We start from the raw sequence: 16,016 nt of genomic DNA, 5'->3' as shown, positions 1-16,016 counted from the left end.
GGTATGAATAAATCAGACAGCATTGGAATGAACCATACTGAAAGTGTGGGGATGCTTAAAAATCTTTCTGTAGGAATGGATTTTATGACCAATGTTGTGGGAAAAGTAGTCGAGTTTATCCAAGGGAATAAGGAAAGTAAGATAGAAAAAGACAAACAAACCATCATCAACGGTAAAGGAAATATTCAATCAACTGAAAATCACGAATTCCATTCCCAAAAGGAGATACAACATAATTCGGGGGAAAAATCTAAAAGTCATTAAATATATGAGTAAGGAAACTTATATCGGTGGAGATTTGATAGAAGAGATAGGAGGAAGCTATAAAGTCTATGCTACAGAAGGTTACGAAATTACTTCAGGAAAAGAAATTATTTTTAATGCTATGGATGGTATATTAAATGGCGAACCTGAAAAACCGCCATCCTCAGAAGAAGATATAGAGGAAAAAAAATGCTATTGTAATAGAGATTTTACAGAGAATGAAATTAAAACAATCATTCAAACTTTACGTGAAACAGAAAAAATAAAAACGACATCTCTATTTTATGATGAAAACTGTCCATTGCCAGAATCTGACAAAACTTATAAAAGATTGTGTGATGAACTTAATAATATAATGAAAAATCATAGTATAAATAGTTGTATTAGAAAAATTCATTTTTTGGCACAATCATATCACGAGTCATCAAGATATGGAACTACTTTAGAATATTCTTCTGGTAAAAAATATAATCCTGGAAATCACAGTGATGCCAAAGCTATGGAACATACTGTAGATGGAGATGGTCCAAGATATAAAGGTCGAGGCATAATTCAACTGACTTGGAGGAAAACTCAGAAAAAATATTTTTCTTATGTATTAGAAAAAGAACCACAATTATTAAATAATAAAAAAATAGATGAATTATTTAACAGGCAGCCTCTCAATAAGGAAAAATATATTTATTATAAAGATAAAGTAGATGTTAATGGTAAGAAAATTCTAAATAAAAATGGTAAACCACTTAAGGAAAAAGTTATCGAAATAGTAGATGTAGATTCTGCATCACTTATTGCGAGTAATTTGCATTTTGCATTTGGCTCAGCTGGCTGGTACTGGGAAAATCTTGGAAAAACAGTGCCAACAGGAGAAAATATTAACTTGGTTGCAGATACAGATGATGTTTTAAGAGTATCACAATGTATAAATGGAAAAGTAAAAAATCCTTATGGACTTAAAGAACGAAAAGAATTCACAAAAAATTTAAAATTACTATTTAAATATGATGAAATATGTATCTCTAAGAAAAAGTAAAATTATTTTATTTTTATTATTTTGTACAATATGTAGTGCGCAATATAAAGTAATAGCGAAAATTGATCTTGATCTAGATAAAATAAAAGATATTGTTTATAAGGATCCTGTTAATAATAGATTTATTTTTGAATATAAAAAATCAGATATCGGAAAAAAAGTTGATTCAATATTTTTTTTCTCAAATTATAATGATGAAGCAGGTATTATAAATCTAAAAATAGTGAGAAATATTATTATTTTTAAATTTACATATGCCCCAAAATATCTTGATTATGATTTATTAAGTTTCACCTATGATAAAGTCAAAAGAGATTGGTTTTTATTAAATCTTTCAAGTTATAGAACTAATCCTCTAAATGAAAGATTACTAACTGAAAAATGCCAATACAAAATCCCTAAAAAAATAAATTTTTCTTTGAAAAAAAATAATTTTGATGATGTACAAGAAAATTTATTTAACAATAGAGAATATTTAATAAAATGTTCAAAAATCAATCTTGAATAGATAAATATAGTTGTTATCTTCAAAGAAGCTAACTAATCTTAGCAAAAACAAAATTACAATTCTCAAAATGCCGAGAAACCTTTTGTGATGGGTACGCACTACAATGGAAGTGAGACAAGTGGATATGGAACTTCCGATAACAGCATTAAAGCAATCCATACACGAAGCGGACATATTTTGAAATTTACAGAAGATGAAAGCATTATTTTGACCGACAAAAGTGGTAACGAAATGATTTTCGATACTGTAGGAAGTAATATTACGGTTACAGCACCAGAAACAATGACTTTTAACTGTAAAAACATGAACATTAATGTGGGGGAAAATATGACGACATCTGTGGGACAAAATATTTCTACCAGTGCAGGAAATAATATTGGAGTTACAGCAGGGAATGATATTATGGAAACCGCAACAGGTAATAGAATGGAGATGGCTAATAATAGGACCGAAATGGTGGATGAAACAGTGTTAAGACAATCTAAAACTTCAGAAACTTTTGCGGGAGAAATCAATATAAGCAGTACGCAGGAAAATATGACAATGCAGAGTGCTAAGACCATAGAATGGAATAGTGGGGAAAAATCTAATCTTTTTTAGTTATGGCGATTATTAAGACTTCCAAGAATATGATTATTAAAACGGAAAATAAAGAAACCGTTATCGTGGGTAAAAAGATTGAGGAAATCACAGAATCTAAGTGGGTAGAAGCTACAGAAGGGAAACTGATTTTAAATAGTGCTAAAAAAATCTCTTCTAATGGGAACAAGCAATAGTATTGGAGTATATAAGCCTGGAAAACCGAGTTTAAACCATATTGTGGCATATAATGAAAATATTATAGTCATTGGAAGTGAAGTTCATGATAAAAAACCAGTAAATAAATTAATGTTATGGCACAAGCTATAAGACGCGTAAGGATATCGAGTGTACAGACTGTGATTTATTTTAAATATGGTTATTCACAGAACATGATAAATGAAATGGAAAAAGCTCTTAAAAAATATAAAAGTAATATAAAGATTATAGAAATTAGTAATATTTCTGAGTTATTTAATTATATAAATTTTGGATATTCAAAATTAGGAACTGATTGTAGAACTCAACCAGATATGTATGGGAATATATATAAGGTTAAAAGTATATATATTTATTCCCACGGAATGCCTAGTAGAATAACTTTCATGTTAGACTGGGACATTTATAAAAAAAATAACAAAATAACATCAACAGAAACAGCAAAGTCAAATGAATTGAATTTAAATAATTATTCCAAATTTAATCCTAAAAGTTTTTCTAAAGATAATGAGATTTGGTCTTTTGCTTGTAGAACTGGTTTAAGTGTAGATAATGATACAGAGATTGAACGATTTACATGGGGAGAAAAAGAAAGTCTTGCTCAGAAGCTTGCGGATAGATTGGGTGGAAAAGTTCATGCTTTTTTAAAAAGAAGTAATTATGAAAATACTTGGGGTAGTCGAGCGGATAGAATCGATTTAAAAATAGCAGATAATTTAGAGAAAGTCAATATTGATATAACGAAAGACGATGAATTCAGAGAGTATAAAAAACATGAAATGAAATTAGATAAAATTTATCCTTGGCAACCGCAAGGCGCATATAATGAGGTAAAGCCAGGGGATTTTCCCTTGGGACCACCTAATTGTATGTGTATTTTTCAAAAAGACAAAGATGTAATAATTCCATGTCAAACAATGGCATTTCCAAAAGGCTAGTTTATGAAAAAATTATTAATAGTATATTTTTTATTGGGCTTAATTAGCTATTTTGGTTATACTATATTATACAACTCACAATTTGACTTAGGATTATTTTGTGATTCTAGTACAGAGTGTTATTCTGTAACAAAAAGTATAATAATTTTTAATTGGATATCAATATTACTAACTATTTGTGTTACTTATTTCTTATTAAAAAAGAAATATCTCAGTACAATTGTTTTACTCGCAAGCTTGCTTTTTAATATTCTTAAAATTGGCTCTGGTTCAACAATACCTTTTTTGTTTATATTAAATTTTTTTATTTTAATAATCCCTTTTAAAATTTTAAGTGTTGAAAAATCAAAATCATTATTGATATTTAATATACTGTTACTATTATTTATTTATTTATTTGAGTTTATTAATATTTCTGAAATTTTTTATTATAATAAAAATTATCTATTGATTGAAAGTGTGTTATATGTCCTTATAACTGCGTTTCTTGTTTCAAATATTGTAATCTCATTCAAGAATTATAGGGGTTTGTATAATTAATAGTTAGGTAACAATTTTCATTTTATTCCTGAGTTTGGTGAGCAGATTTTGGTGGGTTTTGAAGGTGGCAATGCCGAGAAACCCTTTATGCTGGGAGCAATGTATAATGATAATGAAGTGAGTGGATATGCCACACCGAACAATGGTTTGAAAGTATTGCACAGCCGAATTGGCAACCGTTTAATTATGAATGATGAAACGGGAGATGTAACATTGGAAAGCCAAAAAGGTCAAACGATAGCGATTTTCTACGGCGACGGTAATATTGATATAAAAGCCCCTGAAAACATTAATATTTCTGCAGGAAAATCTATCAATATTACCGCAGGAGAAAACGTGAATGTAAATGCCAATATGAATATTTTCACTTCTGCAGGAATGAATTATACGCAAACTGTTGGAATGAATTATGTGAGTTCTGTAATGGGAAATGCGAATATTACGGTTGTAGGTAAAATGATAGAACATATAATGGGCGATTTGCAAAGTTATAGTGAAAAAGGCATTCAAACGATTACAAATAAGATGAAAGTAAGTAGCGAAACAAATGTAAACGTGAATGCTTCTACTACCGTCAAAAGAAACAGCGGAGAAAAGTCTAATGATTACTAAATGATGATAGGATGAAAATTAGAGTGGTAGAGGGAATAACAGAAATCACGAGCAAAGGAGAGATTGTGTTTCATACTTTTGACGGAAGTGCCGAGTTTAACGCAAAAGGCAAAAATATTTGGGTTGCCCCAAATACTTTTATTGGAGAGTATGAGGAAGTTGAACTGGATTCTGATAATTCGTATATTCCTGTTGTAAATATTGATGAAGTACAAAATAGTAGCAATAAAGTTCAAACGAATGGAAATAAAGAATGGACTTTGAGCATATACATACAGCAAAGTTTGAGGAAGCCAAAATCTAAAAACATTAAATTTATAAGTGAAGATAAGATTGTAAAGGTAAAACTTAATGTAATTAAAGGAAATCCAACGGCAAACGATAGTGATGGCGGTAATATTACGGCAAAGTTTTATGATGTAGATGATAAATTTATAGAGAGTAAAGTTTTTAAAAATTTAAAATACGGAGATAGTTTTGAAGTAGAATGGGATAAATCTAAAAAGATAGGACAAATAAGTTTTTATGCCGATGATAACGATTGGATTTTTGACGGAGGAGTGAAAAATGTTTTTTGTGGGGCTATAAAATACGGTTCTAAAGTAGGGAGAACTTTAACGAAAAATATTGAAGGTTTACCAATAGCTAAACTTGGGGAACATCTACCAGCTACGGATGAATATACATTTGGACATCCTCAAGAATCAATAGATATTGCAAATAAATATCAAAATTGTTTAGGAATGTGTTTTGCTGTTTCGATGGCAAGGGTTGGGAAAGCATTTGAAGATTGTAAAATTACAGATGCGATAAAAATTACTACAAAAGGAGATGATTATATATATTCTGGCACAATATCGAAAAATATTCCTGATGACTATTTTGGATATGGAGTTGGAGGTGCTTTAGCAAAGAACGAATATGCAGAATTATTAACTCATGAAGAAGTTTGGGGAGGAAAATTGGAAGAGGGGGCTATGATTCAATTTTGGAGGAATAAAAAACTCACAAATTGGGAAACTTTAAAAAAATCAATTAAAAATTCACTTAGTAAAATAAATGACGGATATTTTTCATATGGACATTCTGTGATTTTTAAATCCTATGTATATGACAAAAATAATAAGATTGCTCAGATAAGATATTATGATTACCATGGGATAGGTGAAGAGTTGGTTTTCGAAAATAATAATGAGCGAATTTTACTTGGTGCTAATTTAAAAGATGAGAAATGAAAAAATCTAAGATGGTAATATTTTTAAGTTTGCTTTTGACAATATTTTCTTGTAATGGTAAAGTAAATGAAAATAATAAAAAAGTAAATACAATAGAAGATACGATTATACAAAAACAAATAAAAATTGAAATTTCTGATGTGAGACTAATTAATAAATCTTTAAAACAAAAATTTAAAATTAATACAGAATCGAGTATTTCGCTGGAAAATAGCGATTTGTTTTTTGGTGAAGATAGATTATTAATAGACTCTATTTTTTATATAAATGAAATAAAATCGGGTATTAACTACAATACATCAGACAGTTCAATAAAAGTATATGATATTTACTACTTAAACAATAAGGCTGAATATATTTATAATAAGATTGATGAACTTTCAAAAAATGCAAGAAAAAGTGTAAAATATTTTGAATTTTTTAAAAGAGGAATGGTGATTCTTTTGAATAAAGAAAAAAATTGTTTAACATTAATAACATATAATGCAACAATATCAGGAATACGAAAAGAAATTGAGAGAAAAATAAATGAAATTAAGAGTGAGTACAATAAAGTTAAATTACTTTTTTAATGAGTTCTTGATGCTAATTTAAAAGATATTAAGTGATGAGAATGGAAATTACTTTTTGTTTGATGATAATGCAACAGGAAATGCTGACGTGGGTACTTCCAATTTAAATCGACTTTATTGTATTTGTAAGGAATATAAATTAGAAGGGGCTGCAGATTCAAGAAATGATTACTTTACAAACTCAAGCTATAAAAAGTATATTGTAACTCAAGTAAGAGAATCAAAATGAAATTAATTGCATTGTTTATATTAACCATATTTAATGGATGTTGGTATCAAAACACACAAACAGTCCATAACACAAATTTTTCGAAGAGCATAAATAAAGAGCAATGTTTACATTTTACAGATGAAACCAAACTATGTAATATAGTGTCGCAGATTCGTTTAGTATCTACAGATTCAGTCTTAATTTCTAAAAAGAAAATTAGAGGAGTTTTTGACAATAATTTTGGGAAAGGTTTTTTTTTATTTCAAAATGAAAAAAACTTTAAAACATTAAACAATGATAGTTTAGAATTTCAATTATATACTAAGTATAAAAATCTGGGGACAGAACCAACGGCAATTAGTATAAGGCAAAATAATTTGAAATTTTACTTTACAGTATTAGACAGTAATATTATAAAGGAACTAAAAAATGTATCAGAATTAACAATAGAGGTTTTTGTAATTACAGCATATTTTGGTAAAGATTTTGAAAATGTTGTTATAATTGATAAAATAAAGAAGGAATAAATTTAAAAGATTATAGATAATGAAAATGCTATTTCTTATTCTTATTTTGTTATTCACTATTAATTTTAACTCTTGCGTTAAAAAACAGGTAGAAAAAGATATTAGTATCGAAACTTATCCTCCAAAAAAAGAGATAAACAATACTCTGTTATGTAAAATTTCTGAAATTCCTTTAACATCTCCTTCTTCAATTACTCCTATTTTTTTGAAATTAATTAACCCTAAAACAATATTAAAAATAGAATCTATTCATAAAAACACATTATATCATTCAAATGAAGAATGTCTTGCAAAAAATCTATACTTTCAAAAAAATCTTCCTCAGGAAGCTGGAAAATATAAAAATGAGAGTCAATACCAAATTTATGATTTTATTTACTCTAATAGTGAAGAAACAGAGGTCGCATTTGAAAATTTAAAATTTGAATTAAAAAAAATAGAAAAACAAAACAACTATGAATATTTTGACTATTTTAAAGGGGTTAATTACGTTTATTTTTTTAATCCAAATGAAAAAAAAATAACAATAATATGTTTTTCAGGCACAAATGATATTATAAATTATGAAAAAATATTAGGTTTTTGTGCAAAATATCAAAGTTCTTTTAAAGAAATAATATTTGTAGATGTTACTGGGGTTGAAAAAATAAAATAAATAGGTACTGTTCCAAAGGTAGGGATAGAATCACTTTAAAGTATAAGTAAATGATAATTGCCCAAAACCAAATGACACGTGGATACGGTTGATACAACCCCACTCCGGAGCAGGAAAAGGGTTTCATTTTATTCCTGAAATTGGTGAGGAAGTTTTGGTTGGCTTTGAAGGCCAGAATGCCGAAAAGCCTTTTGTGATGGGAACGCATTATAATGGCTCAGAAACAAGCGGATATGGAACTTCTGATAACAAAATAAAAGCTACAACTACGAACAGATACATTGATGGGCAAAGATATTGAAATTAGAAATGGATTGCCTTTTGAGGTTTTGGTGGGTTTTGAAGGTGGCAATGCCGAGAAACCTTTTATGCCGGGAGCAATGTATAATGGTAATGATGTGAGTGGATATGCCACACCGAACAATGATTTGAAAGTATTTAAAACGAGAAGCGGCATTGAAAATCTCGGCAATGATGCCGAAGGAAGCTGGAAACAAAGCACACCCGACAGAAATTTCTTACATTTTGATGGGCAAGGAAATGCCACGCTTAATGTTCCTAAAAATTTACTAATACAGGTTGGCGGAAATCTTACCATAAATGTTGGCGAAAACCAAATCATTAATGTATCAACGTATTCTTCGGAAACAGTAGGAATGAACAAAACCATTAGTGTGGGTATGATGAAGATGTTATCTGTTGGCACTGATTCACTTTAAAAAGAAAAAATCAAAAGTGAATTAGTACAACTTTTATATCCAATCCAATTGGTGTTTTGTTAATCCGTTTTCAGTATCGCCTGTGTTGAGCGTCGTTGAGGGTTCAAACAACATTACTAAAACCTCGTTTTCAGCAACGGGTTTATGTTCTACCCCTTTGGGAACGATTAAAAATTCATCTTTATTCAACGTTACGGTTTTGTCGCGAAATTCAATCTTCAAAGTACCGTCTACGACAAAAAACATTTCATCTTCATTGTCGTGTTTGTGCCAAACAAATTCGCCTTTGAATTTAGCAAGCTTAACATTTTGCCCGTTGAGCTCGCCAACAATTTTTGGCGACCAATATTCTGAAAACAAGGGAAACTTTTCCTTTAAAATTACTTTATCCATTTAATGATTGATATTTAAGTGAGATTAAAACTATTTCAATATACAGCAATATTGTATAATCTTGCAAATAACGATGGACAAAATTACAAAATAGGATTGTTGACATGTCAATTTAGTACTACCCTTTCCTGTATCATTATTTTTTTTGATACAAATTTCAATAACAAAATTCAGATGGAATTATCCAAATCTCCGAAATAAGTATCCCAAAAGTACCACGATTCTGCCACAATAATTATGATCATTTTGAAAATTTCAGGAGTTCTTTGAAAAAAAGCCTGCAATTTTTAAAATTGCAGGCTTTTTTAGCTTTTACCACACTTCTAAGAAATCTTCTTCCGTGTACTGGCGGAGAGAGAGGGAATATCACCTAACGACATAATCAATTAGAAATAAGATTGTTACAAATTTAAAATTGAAAGATGCCACATATGTGCCACACACTCGTCTATCTTGTTAATTCTTGTAAAATCTTAACTACAATAAACTAAGTTCATTAAGCAAATATAAGTATTTCAAGGTCAAAAACTCTAATTCGTAGTGATTCGCATAAGGATATGAATTTCCAATTCATTTTTGCTTATTTTAAAGGTTCACTCCGTTTTTATTTCTTAATCTTATTTCCTCCTCTGTCCGTGGTAGAAGTTTATCCAACGTTTCTACAGCACCTGCCTGTATACTCTCTATAAAAGGACGCAGTTCCCTGTTGTATCCTTCAAAGGCCAATTCAAAATTTCCATTATATTTTTCAAAAGCATCAGCCAGTGCCGTCGCACCTATTATCGCTAATGAACCACCCATACCGGCCGCCGGTGACGCACAATAGCCCGCATCCCCGACCAGTGCAACTCGTCCTTTTGTCCATGCTGGCATTTTGATCTGGCAAAATTTATCAAAGTAGAACGATTTAGAATTTAATATTTCTTTTAATAATTCGGCAGTTCGCCAGCTAGCCCCTGCAAATTGCTTCACAATGATTCTTTTATGTTGCTCCGGATCACGGAAATCGTATTCAATTTCTGTTTCAGGCCGGAAAGTAAAGATAATGTCAGTTTTGTTGTTGTATGCGTAAAGCGCAACGCCTTTATTGGGCTCTGCATACATTTGGTAAGCCCCCTCTTCTACCAGTAATCTATCCGCAATACCAATAGAAAAATATTGCCCTAAAAAATGACTGTACACCTTTTCTTCTCCAAACCAGATTTTCCTTACCGTCGAATGTACGCCATCACAGCCAAACACCAGATCATAAACATATTGCGAACCATCTTTAAAAATAACTTCAATATTGTTCTCTAATTCACATAGTGAAACAATGCTATTATCAAAAATGAATTCAACATCATCCTTTACGAGATCAAAGAACATATTGAGTAATACATCTCTTTCTATTTCAAACTCATTGTTAGGTAATTTTTCCAATAAAACAGTATGTTCGCTAACATCATTGGCATTTTTAAATTCCCACTTGCTGGGCCCGATTCTATTGGCTTTTATCTGTTCAAAAAGCCCCATCCGTCTAACGATATCAACAGTTTTATCTTTAATATCAACAGGTGTGCCTCCCATTTTTAGATGAGTTCCGATTTCAACCACAGTTATTTTATACCCTCTTTTATTCAGCCAATATGCCATTGTCAAGCCGGCAAAGCTTGCTCCGGATATTAGCACCATTTTAGTTTCTTGCATTTCCATTTGTTTAAACTTTATAGTACAAATATCCAAAGTAAAACAATGCAGGAAAATGGTTAATCGGAGAAAGTATTGGACTATCTGTGCCTTTTGCTCCTAAACTTCAATGCAGACATTCCTGCAGCTTTGGTAAAAAATCTGGAGAAATAAGGGTAGTCATCATAACCCAGCTCAAAAGAGATTTCTTTAACCGATTTATCGGTGTGGTAAAGCAAACGTTTTGCTTCCAGTACAATACGATTCTGGATATGCTGTGAAACTGATAAACCGGTCGTATTTTTACACTTTCGTTCAAATAATGGGGCGAGATATTTAACAGCTCCGCATATCTGCCAGGCCGCTTTATTGTACAATATTCCTTTTCCAACAATTGTTGAAACGCTTTTGAAATAAGCTCCATTCTTGAAAGTTTTACTGGAGATTTTTTCTGACTTAAAAAAACTGAAATGATTAAGCCTACTAAGGTATTACAACTATCTTTCAAAATTAAATAATGAAGGTGGTCATTGTTTTCTCTTGAAAAATTTAGGCAGATAGTAAAAATTTCAAATATTTTTGCACTGATATCGTTTGATAAAGACAATGGTTTAAGAGGTGCAAGCTCTTCCAACAAGTCACAGTAAACTGTATTTAGATTTTCATTTTTGACAGCAAGAGTCCATACGCATATATTTGAAAATTCCAAAATTCGATGCACTTGATTTGGATGCATATAAACTATTGCTGGTGCATCGATTTTATATTTTTGAAAATCAATTTCTATAACAACACTTCCTTTCTCAACAATATGGAATGTATGTCCCTCGTCCCGATGTGCCAAGCTCGCTTCCGCATAATACTCACTGGCTTTAAAGTCAGATTGTTCAATGTAAATTTTGTCTATGTCAATACCCTGGACGAATTCATCATCCATTGAGTTTACAGGTATGCTTTCTTGCTTTCTGGCCACTTATCTGATTTTATTCAACTAAATAATAGCTTTAACGCTTGACAATTTCGGTTGCTGCGCATATCATATTAAAGCCCTTTTTTTATTAAGATCCTGTTTTACTCTATATAAAACAGGATCTAATTTAGAATATGACAATATATATCTAAATTTAAGAAATACAAATTCGCTATTTGCATAAAATAGTAACAATATTAATTTGTAAAATCTTTCAGATATTTAAACCTTTTTCTCATAAATTCCCCATACTTGGCTAAAAGAATATCTAAAGTTATTGGCTTTATGCATTTTCAGCAAAAGTATCCAATTCATTAAGATCTTGCTCATCGAGCTTTATTTTCTGAGAATCTATGTTTTCTTTAAGATGCTTTAAACTTGATGTTCCAGGAATAAGAAGGATATTTTCAGCGCGGTTTAGGAGCCAGCTGAGCGCAAGTTGATGCATACTCACCCCTTTCCTGTCCGCAACGTTCTGAAGTCTATCTTTTATTAGAGTCATTCCTCCGCCTATCGGGAACCATGGAATAAAGGCGATACCCTGTGACTGACAATATTCGAGTACAGATTCCCATTGACGTTCCATGACGCTGTAGCGGTTTTGTACGGAAACTACATTAAAATACTGCTGTGCTTGTTTAATTTCGTCAACAGATACCTCAGATAAACCAATATGCCTGATCTTTCCCTGTTGCTGTGCACCGGCAAGAAACTCAAAACTTATTTCAGCAGGAACTTTAGGATCGATCCGGTGCAATTGGTAAAGATCGATCCGTTCAAGTTTTAACCGTCGTAAGCTACCATCCAATGCATCTTGCAGATGTTGTGGGCTTGCATCATTGTTAATATCTGCCCAGGACCCGAAACGTACAAGTCCCCCCTTTGTTCCTATAATAACATTTTCCCGATAAGGATGTAGGGCTTCTGCAATCAATTGCTCAGAAACAAATGGGCCATATTGATCTGCTGTATCTATGAAATTTACTCCTGATTCCACAGCAGCTCGTAATACATCGATAGAGTTTTGAGGATTTTCGGGCATTCCGAATAGATCTGGTGCGGTAATCCTCATGGCTCCATATCCCATACGGTTGATTTCAAGGTCGCCACCTAATAAAAAGGTTGATTGAATTGATGTGTCCATACTATTTTTTTATATAAGCAAAACTATCCACATTGTTTTTGGAAGACAAAGACATTTCAAAGTATTATTTATACTTTTCAAAGGTATTTCGAAATTCTGAAGGAGTAAGTCCTGCAAACTTTCGGAAAAACCGTGTAAAATAACTCTGATATTCAAAACCAAGACCAGTTGATATCTCTGCAACACTGTATGTAGTATAACTCAACAAAGATTTGGCCTCGGCAAAGATAAGCTCATTGATATGGGCCGTGGTTGATTTTCCCGATGCTTTGGTAACTGCTGTATTGAGATGATTAACATGAACCGCCAGAAGATCCGCAAAGTCAGAAGCCTTTTTCAGTTTAATAGGCTGTAAGGGCAGGTCCACCGGAAACTGCTTTCTAAGCATAGTAAAAAAGGCACTGGCAATCCTTGAACTGCCTTTTTCTATCTTACTGTCATCTGAGTGTATCTGCAGAGCTTCATGAAAAAGAAGATTTAAATGGCTCCTGAAAAGATTGTCCTTATCAGGATAGAACAGATCGGCCTCAGTTCGCATTCTGGCAAAAAGAACGGTAAGGAAACTCAGTTCTTTTTCATTAGGAAAATAAACAGGAGATTTCTGATTGTTAAAAATCAAGTTTGACAATCCGTTCAATTCGGTATTATGACTGATAAAATCATAATCGAATACACAGAAATAACCTTCCGATTCAATTTCCCGTTCCGAAACAACCCAGGAATGAGGAACAAGCGGATTGAGAAGAACTAATGCTGGCCTGTCAACCTCAATGGGATCCAAGGCACCGTAACGCAACTCGCAAGGGGGCCAGCCTTTTGTTACCAGGCTGATTTTATAAAAATCTCTTCTGTTATAAGATTCCAGCGTACACTTGTTTTCCCCTATTTCTGCTACACGGAATTGCCCCTTTCGTTCCTTTGCTTGTAATATATCCATATGTAAATTTATACATTTCACTCAAGACATGTAGCCACATTCAGCATTTTTTCAAATCTTGCAGTTCATTAAGTTTAAGCATATATAAGTATTTTGGAGACAATAATTAATTTTGTTTGTTGGCTATTATTACAATTTCCACTTATTAACCGGCATTGAATGTTTTGCAATACTTGTCCTCAAGAAATTTCAACCGGCCTCGATGTATAACAATTTTTGCAACCAGATTTAAAAATGGTTCAGCAATAGCCATAACTCCGGTCATCTTGGAGTTATTCAGATATATGAACAACGCAAGGTCTGAAAACTTTTTAGGAATTCCATTGCTGTTGGTTAGGCCATCCTTTGCAAGCCCGAGAAGAATTAGTGAAGCCTTCTCAAATGGAATATTTCCAGGCTCTATAGTTGTTCGTATCCGACACACGTTCTTGGATTTATTGTTAAAAAGGTGCTTCTCGTATGGCAAAATATTAATCTCGTCCCCGGCCTTGAGCTGGTATAGGTTACCGGCTTTACCCACTTCCAGTTCACCCTCCAGGACTTCAAACTTTTCAGAAAATAAAGTATGGTAGTGCCATGGTGTTTTTGCTCCTGCAAGCAAATCGCATTCACTTACCGTAGGTCCTCCATCAGCAGCAGACTGGATTAAATTGTAGGATATTTGGCTCTCAGGTCTGCTCTTTTTATTTTTTTGAATAAAAAGTATCGGACCGATTATAATGCAGATAGCTACAGCAATCAGATGTGCTATGCCATGTTGCCAATTACTTCCATTTTCACCCATTACAATCATAAAATCACCAAGAGGTACGACAGTGGCTGCAAGCAGTGCGATTGCCAGAGCCTTTCTTTCCTTTGCCAATACTAAAAGTATCAGGAGTATCCCTGAAAATAGATCCCGGATACCTTTGATGTAATGAAAGGAATAATCTGCATGCGTCTTGGTGGAGATTCCATAATCGAGTTCAGCATTGATAGGTGAAATCAAAAACCGTAGACCTATAAATAGCAGCGCTATTCCGGTCAAAAATGAAATGCTGTAACAAATTCTTGTTGTCATAATATTTAATTTTTAAGTTGACAACAAAGTTATTTGTACCGTTTTCAAATTTCATGCACCTGGGTTAATAACTCATTTCCTACTCGTGTTTCGACTTCGGATACGACTCAGCGATTGTGGTTTGACTCCTACATAGGAGGCAATATAATATTGTGGAATACGTTGCAGCAGATCAGGATATTCTTTTACAAATTTTTCATAACGGAGCTCCGGCGAATCTGTATAGAAAGAATTGAGACCCCGTAAAGTCTTGACAAAAACCTGTTCGATAACCATCCGCCCGAAACGCTCGCCATTTTTAAGTGACGTATAAAACGTTTGAAGATCATTATATCCTACAACCAATAAAGTACAGTCCTCCAACGCCTGGATAATTTGTCGTGATGGCCGCTGTGGAAGAAAACTTTCATTGTTGCATACAAAATCTGATTCTTTCGCAAATCCGTAGGTTTTATCCTCTCCATCATCGTTAATGTAATAGCGCATCACACCACTTATTATAAATCCGACATGTCTGCACACATCACTTTCTTTCAAAAAGTAATCACCTTTCCTATACTTTTTTTCATGAAATAGCCCGGTAATAAGTCCTTTTTCATGCGGCTCAACATGGACAGCTTTTTCAATCTCCCTTAACAATATTTCTATCATATTATCCTGCATTTGGTGCTTTAAAGGTCGTAAAAAATTTTAAACCATATTCAGAGTTAACCTCTATGGATCATCATTTGTCAAAAACAGCCAAAGAAAAGCCATCCAAAAGAGTATGGATATTAGAAAAAACAAAAGTGGATAACGATTGGTCACGTACTTTTTTTAGCTATAATAATTTGGAAAATAAGTATTGCTTTTTACGATCATTCAGTTTCGACTCTGCATTTTCTTTTACATTTTCAGCTTTGGAATAGCCACACTGCTCAACGTCTCTTCGACACCTGACACAACATGATCGTATTGCTCTTTCACAGAATCCGAGAGTTCTCCATATTTACTCTTTGGCTGATCTTTTAAATCATTCGATTTTTTCTTAATTTTGTTTCTCGTTTCTCTCCACTGGAGCAAACCACCAATCCCAGTACTAATCCCGATTTATCACTTTTCTCATTGCACACCGTATTTTTATTTTAAGTGGTTTATAATTAATTATTTAAAAACAAAAAAAATACAGTTAACATAGCAGCTCTAAGCACTTTTCAAAATAAAAACAAAGTTTAGGTAATTTTCGGAACAAT

At 32.4% G+C, this 16,016-nt stretch carries 20 protein-coding genes and 2 pseudogenes; 14 read left to right on the top strand and 8 right to left on the bottom strand.

Annotated elements, in window-relative coordinates:
• The 14 genes and pseudogenes from ACM39_RS19300 to ACM39_RS16750 form a co-directional block, all read left to right on the top strand.
• Positions 1-264, top strand: a pseudogene (locus ACM39_RS19300) (Vgr family protein); the annotation flags it as partial.
• 4 nt (positions 265-268) lie between these two features.
• Positions 269-1,297 (top strand): hypothetical protein, encoded by a 1,029-nt coding sequence (locus tag ACM39_RS16800; RefSeq protein WP_048512201.1) that lies wholly within the window; start codon positions 269-271, stop codon positions 1,295-1,297.
• Entirely contained in the window at positions 1,266-1,805 is a 540-nt protein-coding gene (locus ACM39_RS16795; RefSeq protein WP_131701479.1) for a hypothetical protein, read from the top strand. The genes ACM39_RS16800 and ACM39_RS16795 overlap by 32 nt, the downstream gene beginning before the upstream one ends.
• Positions 1,806-1,892: 87 nt before the next feature.
• Positions 1,893-2,405 (top strand): hypothetical protein, encoded by a 513-nt coding sequence (locus tag ACM39_RS16790; RefSeq protein WP_048512199.1) that lies wholly within the window; start codon positions 1,893-1,895, stop codon positions 2,403-2,405.
• Positions 2,406-2,407: 2 nt separating this feature from the next.
• Positions 2,408-2,581 carry a hypothetical protein gene (locus tag ACM39_RS19295; protein ID WP_165585132.1) on the top strand — a complete coding sequence of 58 codons (174 nt, stop codon included), beginning with the start codon at positions 2,408-2,410 and terminating at the stop codon, positions 2,579-2,581.
• Entirely contained in the window at positions 2,565-2,714 is a 150-nt protein-coding gene (locus ACM39_RS19290) for a hypothetical protein (RefSeq protein WP_165585131.1), read from the top strand. The genes ACM39_RS19295 and ACM39_RS19290 overlap by 17 nt, the downstream gene beginning before the upstream one ends.
• Entirely contained in the window at positions 2,699-3,541 is an 843-nt protein-coding gene (locus tag ACM39_RS16785) for a hypothetical protein (RefSeq protein WP_131701478.1), read from the top strand. The genes ACM39_RS19290 and ACM39_RS16785 overlap by 16 nt, the downstream gene beginning before the upstream one ends.
• A gap of 564 nt (positions 3,542-4,105) precedes the next feature.
• Positions 4,106-4,693, top strand: a complete 588-nt coding sequence (locus ACM39_RS16780; protein WP_228377144.1) for a hypothetical protein — start codon at positions 4,106-4,108, stop codon at positions 4,691-4,693.
• 11 nt (positions 4,694-4,704) lie between these two features.
• Positions 4,705-5,928, top strand: a complete 1,224-nt coding sequence (locus tag ACM39_RS16775) for a hypothetical protein (RefSeq protein WP_048512196.1) — start codon at positions 4,705-4,707, stop codon at positions 5,926-5,928.
• On the top strand, positions 5,925-6,500 hold the full coding sequence (locus tag ACM39_RS16770) for a hypothetical protein (protein ID WP_048512195.1): 576 nt from the start codon (positions 5,925-5,927) through the stop codon (positions 6,498-6,500). Before ACM39_RS16775 ends, ACM39_RS16770 begins: the two co-directional genes overlap by 4 nt.
• Before the next feature lie 225 nt (positions 6,501-6,725).
• The gene (locus ACM39_RS16765) at positions 6,726-7,238 is read left to right on the top strand and encodes a hypothetical protein (RefSeq protein ID WP_048512194.1); all 513 of its coding nucleotides are present in this window, start codon (positions 6,726-6,728) and stop codon (positions 7,236-7,238) included.
• Between the two features lie 19 nt (positions 7,239-7,257).
• On the top strand, positions 7,258-7,893 hold the full coding sequence (locus ACM39_RS16760) for a hypothetical protein (RefSeq protein ID WP_048512193.1): 636 nt from the start codon (positions 7,258-7,260) through the stop codon (positions 7,891-7,893).
• A gap of 79 nt (positions 7,894-7,972) precedes the next feature.
• Positions 7,973-8,164 (top strand): annotated as a pseudogene (locus ACM39_RS16755) (phage baseplate assembly protein V); the annotation flags it as partial.
• Positions 8,165-8,177: 13 nt separating this feature from the next.
• Positions 8,178-8,612 carry a bacteriophage T4 gp5 trimerisation domain-containing protein gene (locus ACM39_RS16750; RefSeq protein ID WP_048512191.1) on the top strand — a complete coding sequence of 145 codons (435 nt, stop codon included), beginning with the start codon at positions 8,178-8,180 and terminating at the stop codon, positions 8,610-8,612.
• Between the two features lie 33 nt (positions 8,613-8,645).
• On the opposite strand, the gene ACM39_RS16745 is transcribed toward ACM39_RS16750, so the two are convergent.
• From ACM39_RS16745 to ACM39_RS19075, 8 genes are all read right to left on the bottom strand, one after another.
• Complete coding sequence (locus tag ACM39_RS16745) at positions 8,646-9,005, bottom strand: cupin domain-containing protein (protein WP_048512190.1); 360 nt, start codon at positions 9,003-9,005, stop codon at positions 8,646-8,648.
• A gap of 585 nt (positions 9,006-9,590) precedes the next feature.
• Positions 9,591-10,679 carry an FAD-dependent monooxygenase gene (locus ACM39_RS16740; protein ID WP_228377143.1) on the bottom strand — a complete coding sequence of 363 codons (1,089 nt, stop codon included), beginning with the start codon at positions 10,677-10,679 and terminating at the stop codon, positions 9,591-9,593.
• A gap of 95 nt (positions 10,680-10,774) precedes the next feature.
• Positions 10,775-11,050, bottom strand: a complete 276-nt coding sequence (locus ACM39_RS19500) for a helix-turn-helix domain-containing protein (RefSeq protein ID WP_228377142.1) — start codon at positions 11,048-11,050, stop codon at positions 10,775-10,777.
• An 876-nt stretch (positions 11,051-11,926) separates the two neighbouring features.
• Positions 11,927-12,787 carry an aldo/keto reductase gene (locus ACM39_RS16730; RefSeq protein ID WP_048512189.1) on the bottom strand — a complete coding sequence of 287 codons (861 nt, stop codon included), beginning with the start codon at positions 12,785-12,787 and terminating at the stop codon, positions 11,927-11,929.
• A 64-nt stretch (positions 12,788-12,851) separates the two neighbouring features.
• The gene (locus ACM39_RS16725; RefSeq protein ID WP_048512188.1) at positions 12,852-13,724 is read right to left on the bottom strand and encodes a helix-turn-helix domain-containing protein; all 873 of its coding nucleotides are present in this window, start codon (positions 13,722-13,724) and stop codon (positions 12,852-12,854) included.
• A gap of 145 nt (positions 13,725-13,869) precedes the next feature.
• Positions 13,870-14,784, bottom strand: a complete 915-nt coding sequence (locus tag ACM39_RS16720; RefSeq protein ID WP_048512187.1) for a DUF4267 domain-containing protein — start codon at positions 14,782-14,784, stop codon at positions 13,870-13,872.
• Positions 14,785-14,856: 72 nt separating this feature from the next.
• On the bottom strand, positions 14,857-15,435 hold the full coding sequence (locus ACM39_RS16715) for a Crp/Fnr family transcriptional regulator (RefSeq protein WP_048512209.1): 579 nt from the start codon (positions 15,433-15,435) through the stop codon (positions 14,857-14,859).
• 234 nt (positions 15,436-15,669) lie between these two features.
• A complete protein-coding gene (locus ACM39_RS19075) occupies positions 15,670-15,846 on the bottom strand; it encodes a YtxH domain-containing protein (RefSeq protein WP_165585130.1) in 177 nt (58 codons plus the stop codon).
• Positions 15,847-16,016: the final 170 nt, after the last annotated feature.

Source organism: Chryseobacterium sp. FH2 (assembly GCF_001045455.1).
In the GTDB taxonomy this organism is placed as follows: domain Bacteria; phylum Bacteroidota; class Bacteroidia; order Flavobacteriales; family Weeksellaceae; genus Chryseobacterium.
Note: the sequence above shows the minus strand (reverse complement) of the source record. Positions and strands in the feature narration are given on the sequence as shown.

What these genes read in the sequence shown, in the direction of transcription:
- ACM39_RS16715 (WP_048512209.1), bottom strand. Translation starts at nt 15,435, where the DNA reads ATGATAGAAATATTGTTAAGGGAGATTGAAAAAGCTGTCCATGTTGAG.
- ACM39_RS16795 (WP_131701479.1), top strand. Translation starts at nt 1,266, where the DNA reads ATGATGAAATATGTATCTCTAAGAAAAAGTAAAATTATTTTATTTTTA.
- ACM39_RS16760 (WP_048512193.1), top strand. Translation starts at nt 7,258, where the DNA reads ATGAAAATGCTATTTCTTATTCTTATTTTGTTATTCACTATTAATTTT.
- ACM39_RS16730 (WP_048512189.1), bottom strand. Translation starts at nt 12,787, where the DNA reads ATGGACACATCAATTCAATCAACCTTTTTATTAGGTGGCGACCTTGAA.
- ACM39_RS19290 (WP_165585131.1), top strand. Translation starts at nt 2,565, where the DNA reads ATGGGAACAAGCAATAGTATTGGAGTATATAAGCCTGGAAAACCGAGT.
- ACM39_RS16765 (WP_048512194.1), top strand. Translation starts at nt 6,726, where the DNA reads ATGAAATTAATTGCATTGTTTATATTAACCATATTTAATGGATGTTGG.
- ACM39_RS16740 (WP_228377143.1), bottom strand. Translation starts at nt 10,679, where the DNA reads ATGGTGCTAATATCCGGAGCAAGCTTTGCCGGCTTGACAATGGCATAT.
- ACM39_RS16725 (WP_048512188.1), bottom strand. Translation starts at nt 13,724, where the DNA reads ATGGATATATTACAAGCAAAGGAACGAAAGGGGCAATTCCGTGTAGCA.
- ACM39_RS19295 (WP_165585132.1), top strand. Translation starts at nt 2,408, where the DNA reads ATGGCGATTATTAAGACTTCCAAGAATATGATTATTAAAACGGAAAAT.
- ACM39_RS16720 (WP_048512187.1), bottom strand. Translation starts at nt 14,784, where the DNA reads ATGACAACAAGAATTTGTTACAGCATTTCATTTTTGACCGGAATAGCG.
- ACM39_RS16775 (WP_048512196.1), top strand. Translation starts at nt 4,705, where the DNA reads ATGAAAATTAGAGTGGTAGAGGGAATAACAGAAATCACGAGCAAAGGA.
- ACM39_RS16785 (WP_131701478.1), top strand. Translation starts at nt 2,699, where the DNA reads ATGGCACAAGCTATAAGACGCGTAAGGATATCGAGTGTACAGACTGTG.
- ACM39_RS16745 (WP_048512190.1), bottom strand. Translation starts at nt 9,005, where the DNA reads ATGGATAAAGTAATTTTAAAGGAAAAGTTTCCCTTGTTTTCAGAATAT.
- ACM39_RS16770 (WP_048512195.1), top strand. Translation starts at nt 5,925, where the DNA reads ATGAAAAAATCTAAGATGGTAATATTTTTAAGTTTGCTTTTGACAATA.
- ACM39_RS16750 (WP_048512191.1), top strand. Translation starts at nt 8,178, where the DNA reads ATGGGCAAAGATATTGAAATTAGAAATGGATTGCCTTTTGAGGTTTTG.
- ACM39_RS16800 (WP_048512201.1), top strand. Translation starts at nt 269, where the DNA reads ATGAGTAAGGAAACTTATATCGGTGGAGATTTGATAGAAGAGATAGGA.
- ACM39_RS16790 (WP_048512199.1), top strand. Translation starts at nt 1,893, where the DNA reads ATGGGTACGCACTACAATGGAAGTGAGACAAGTGGATATGGAACTTCC.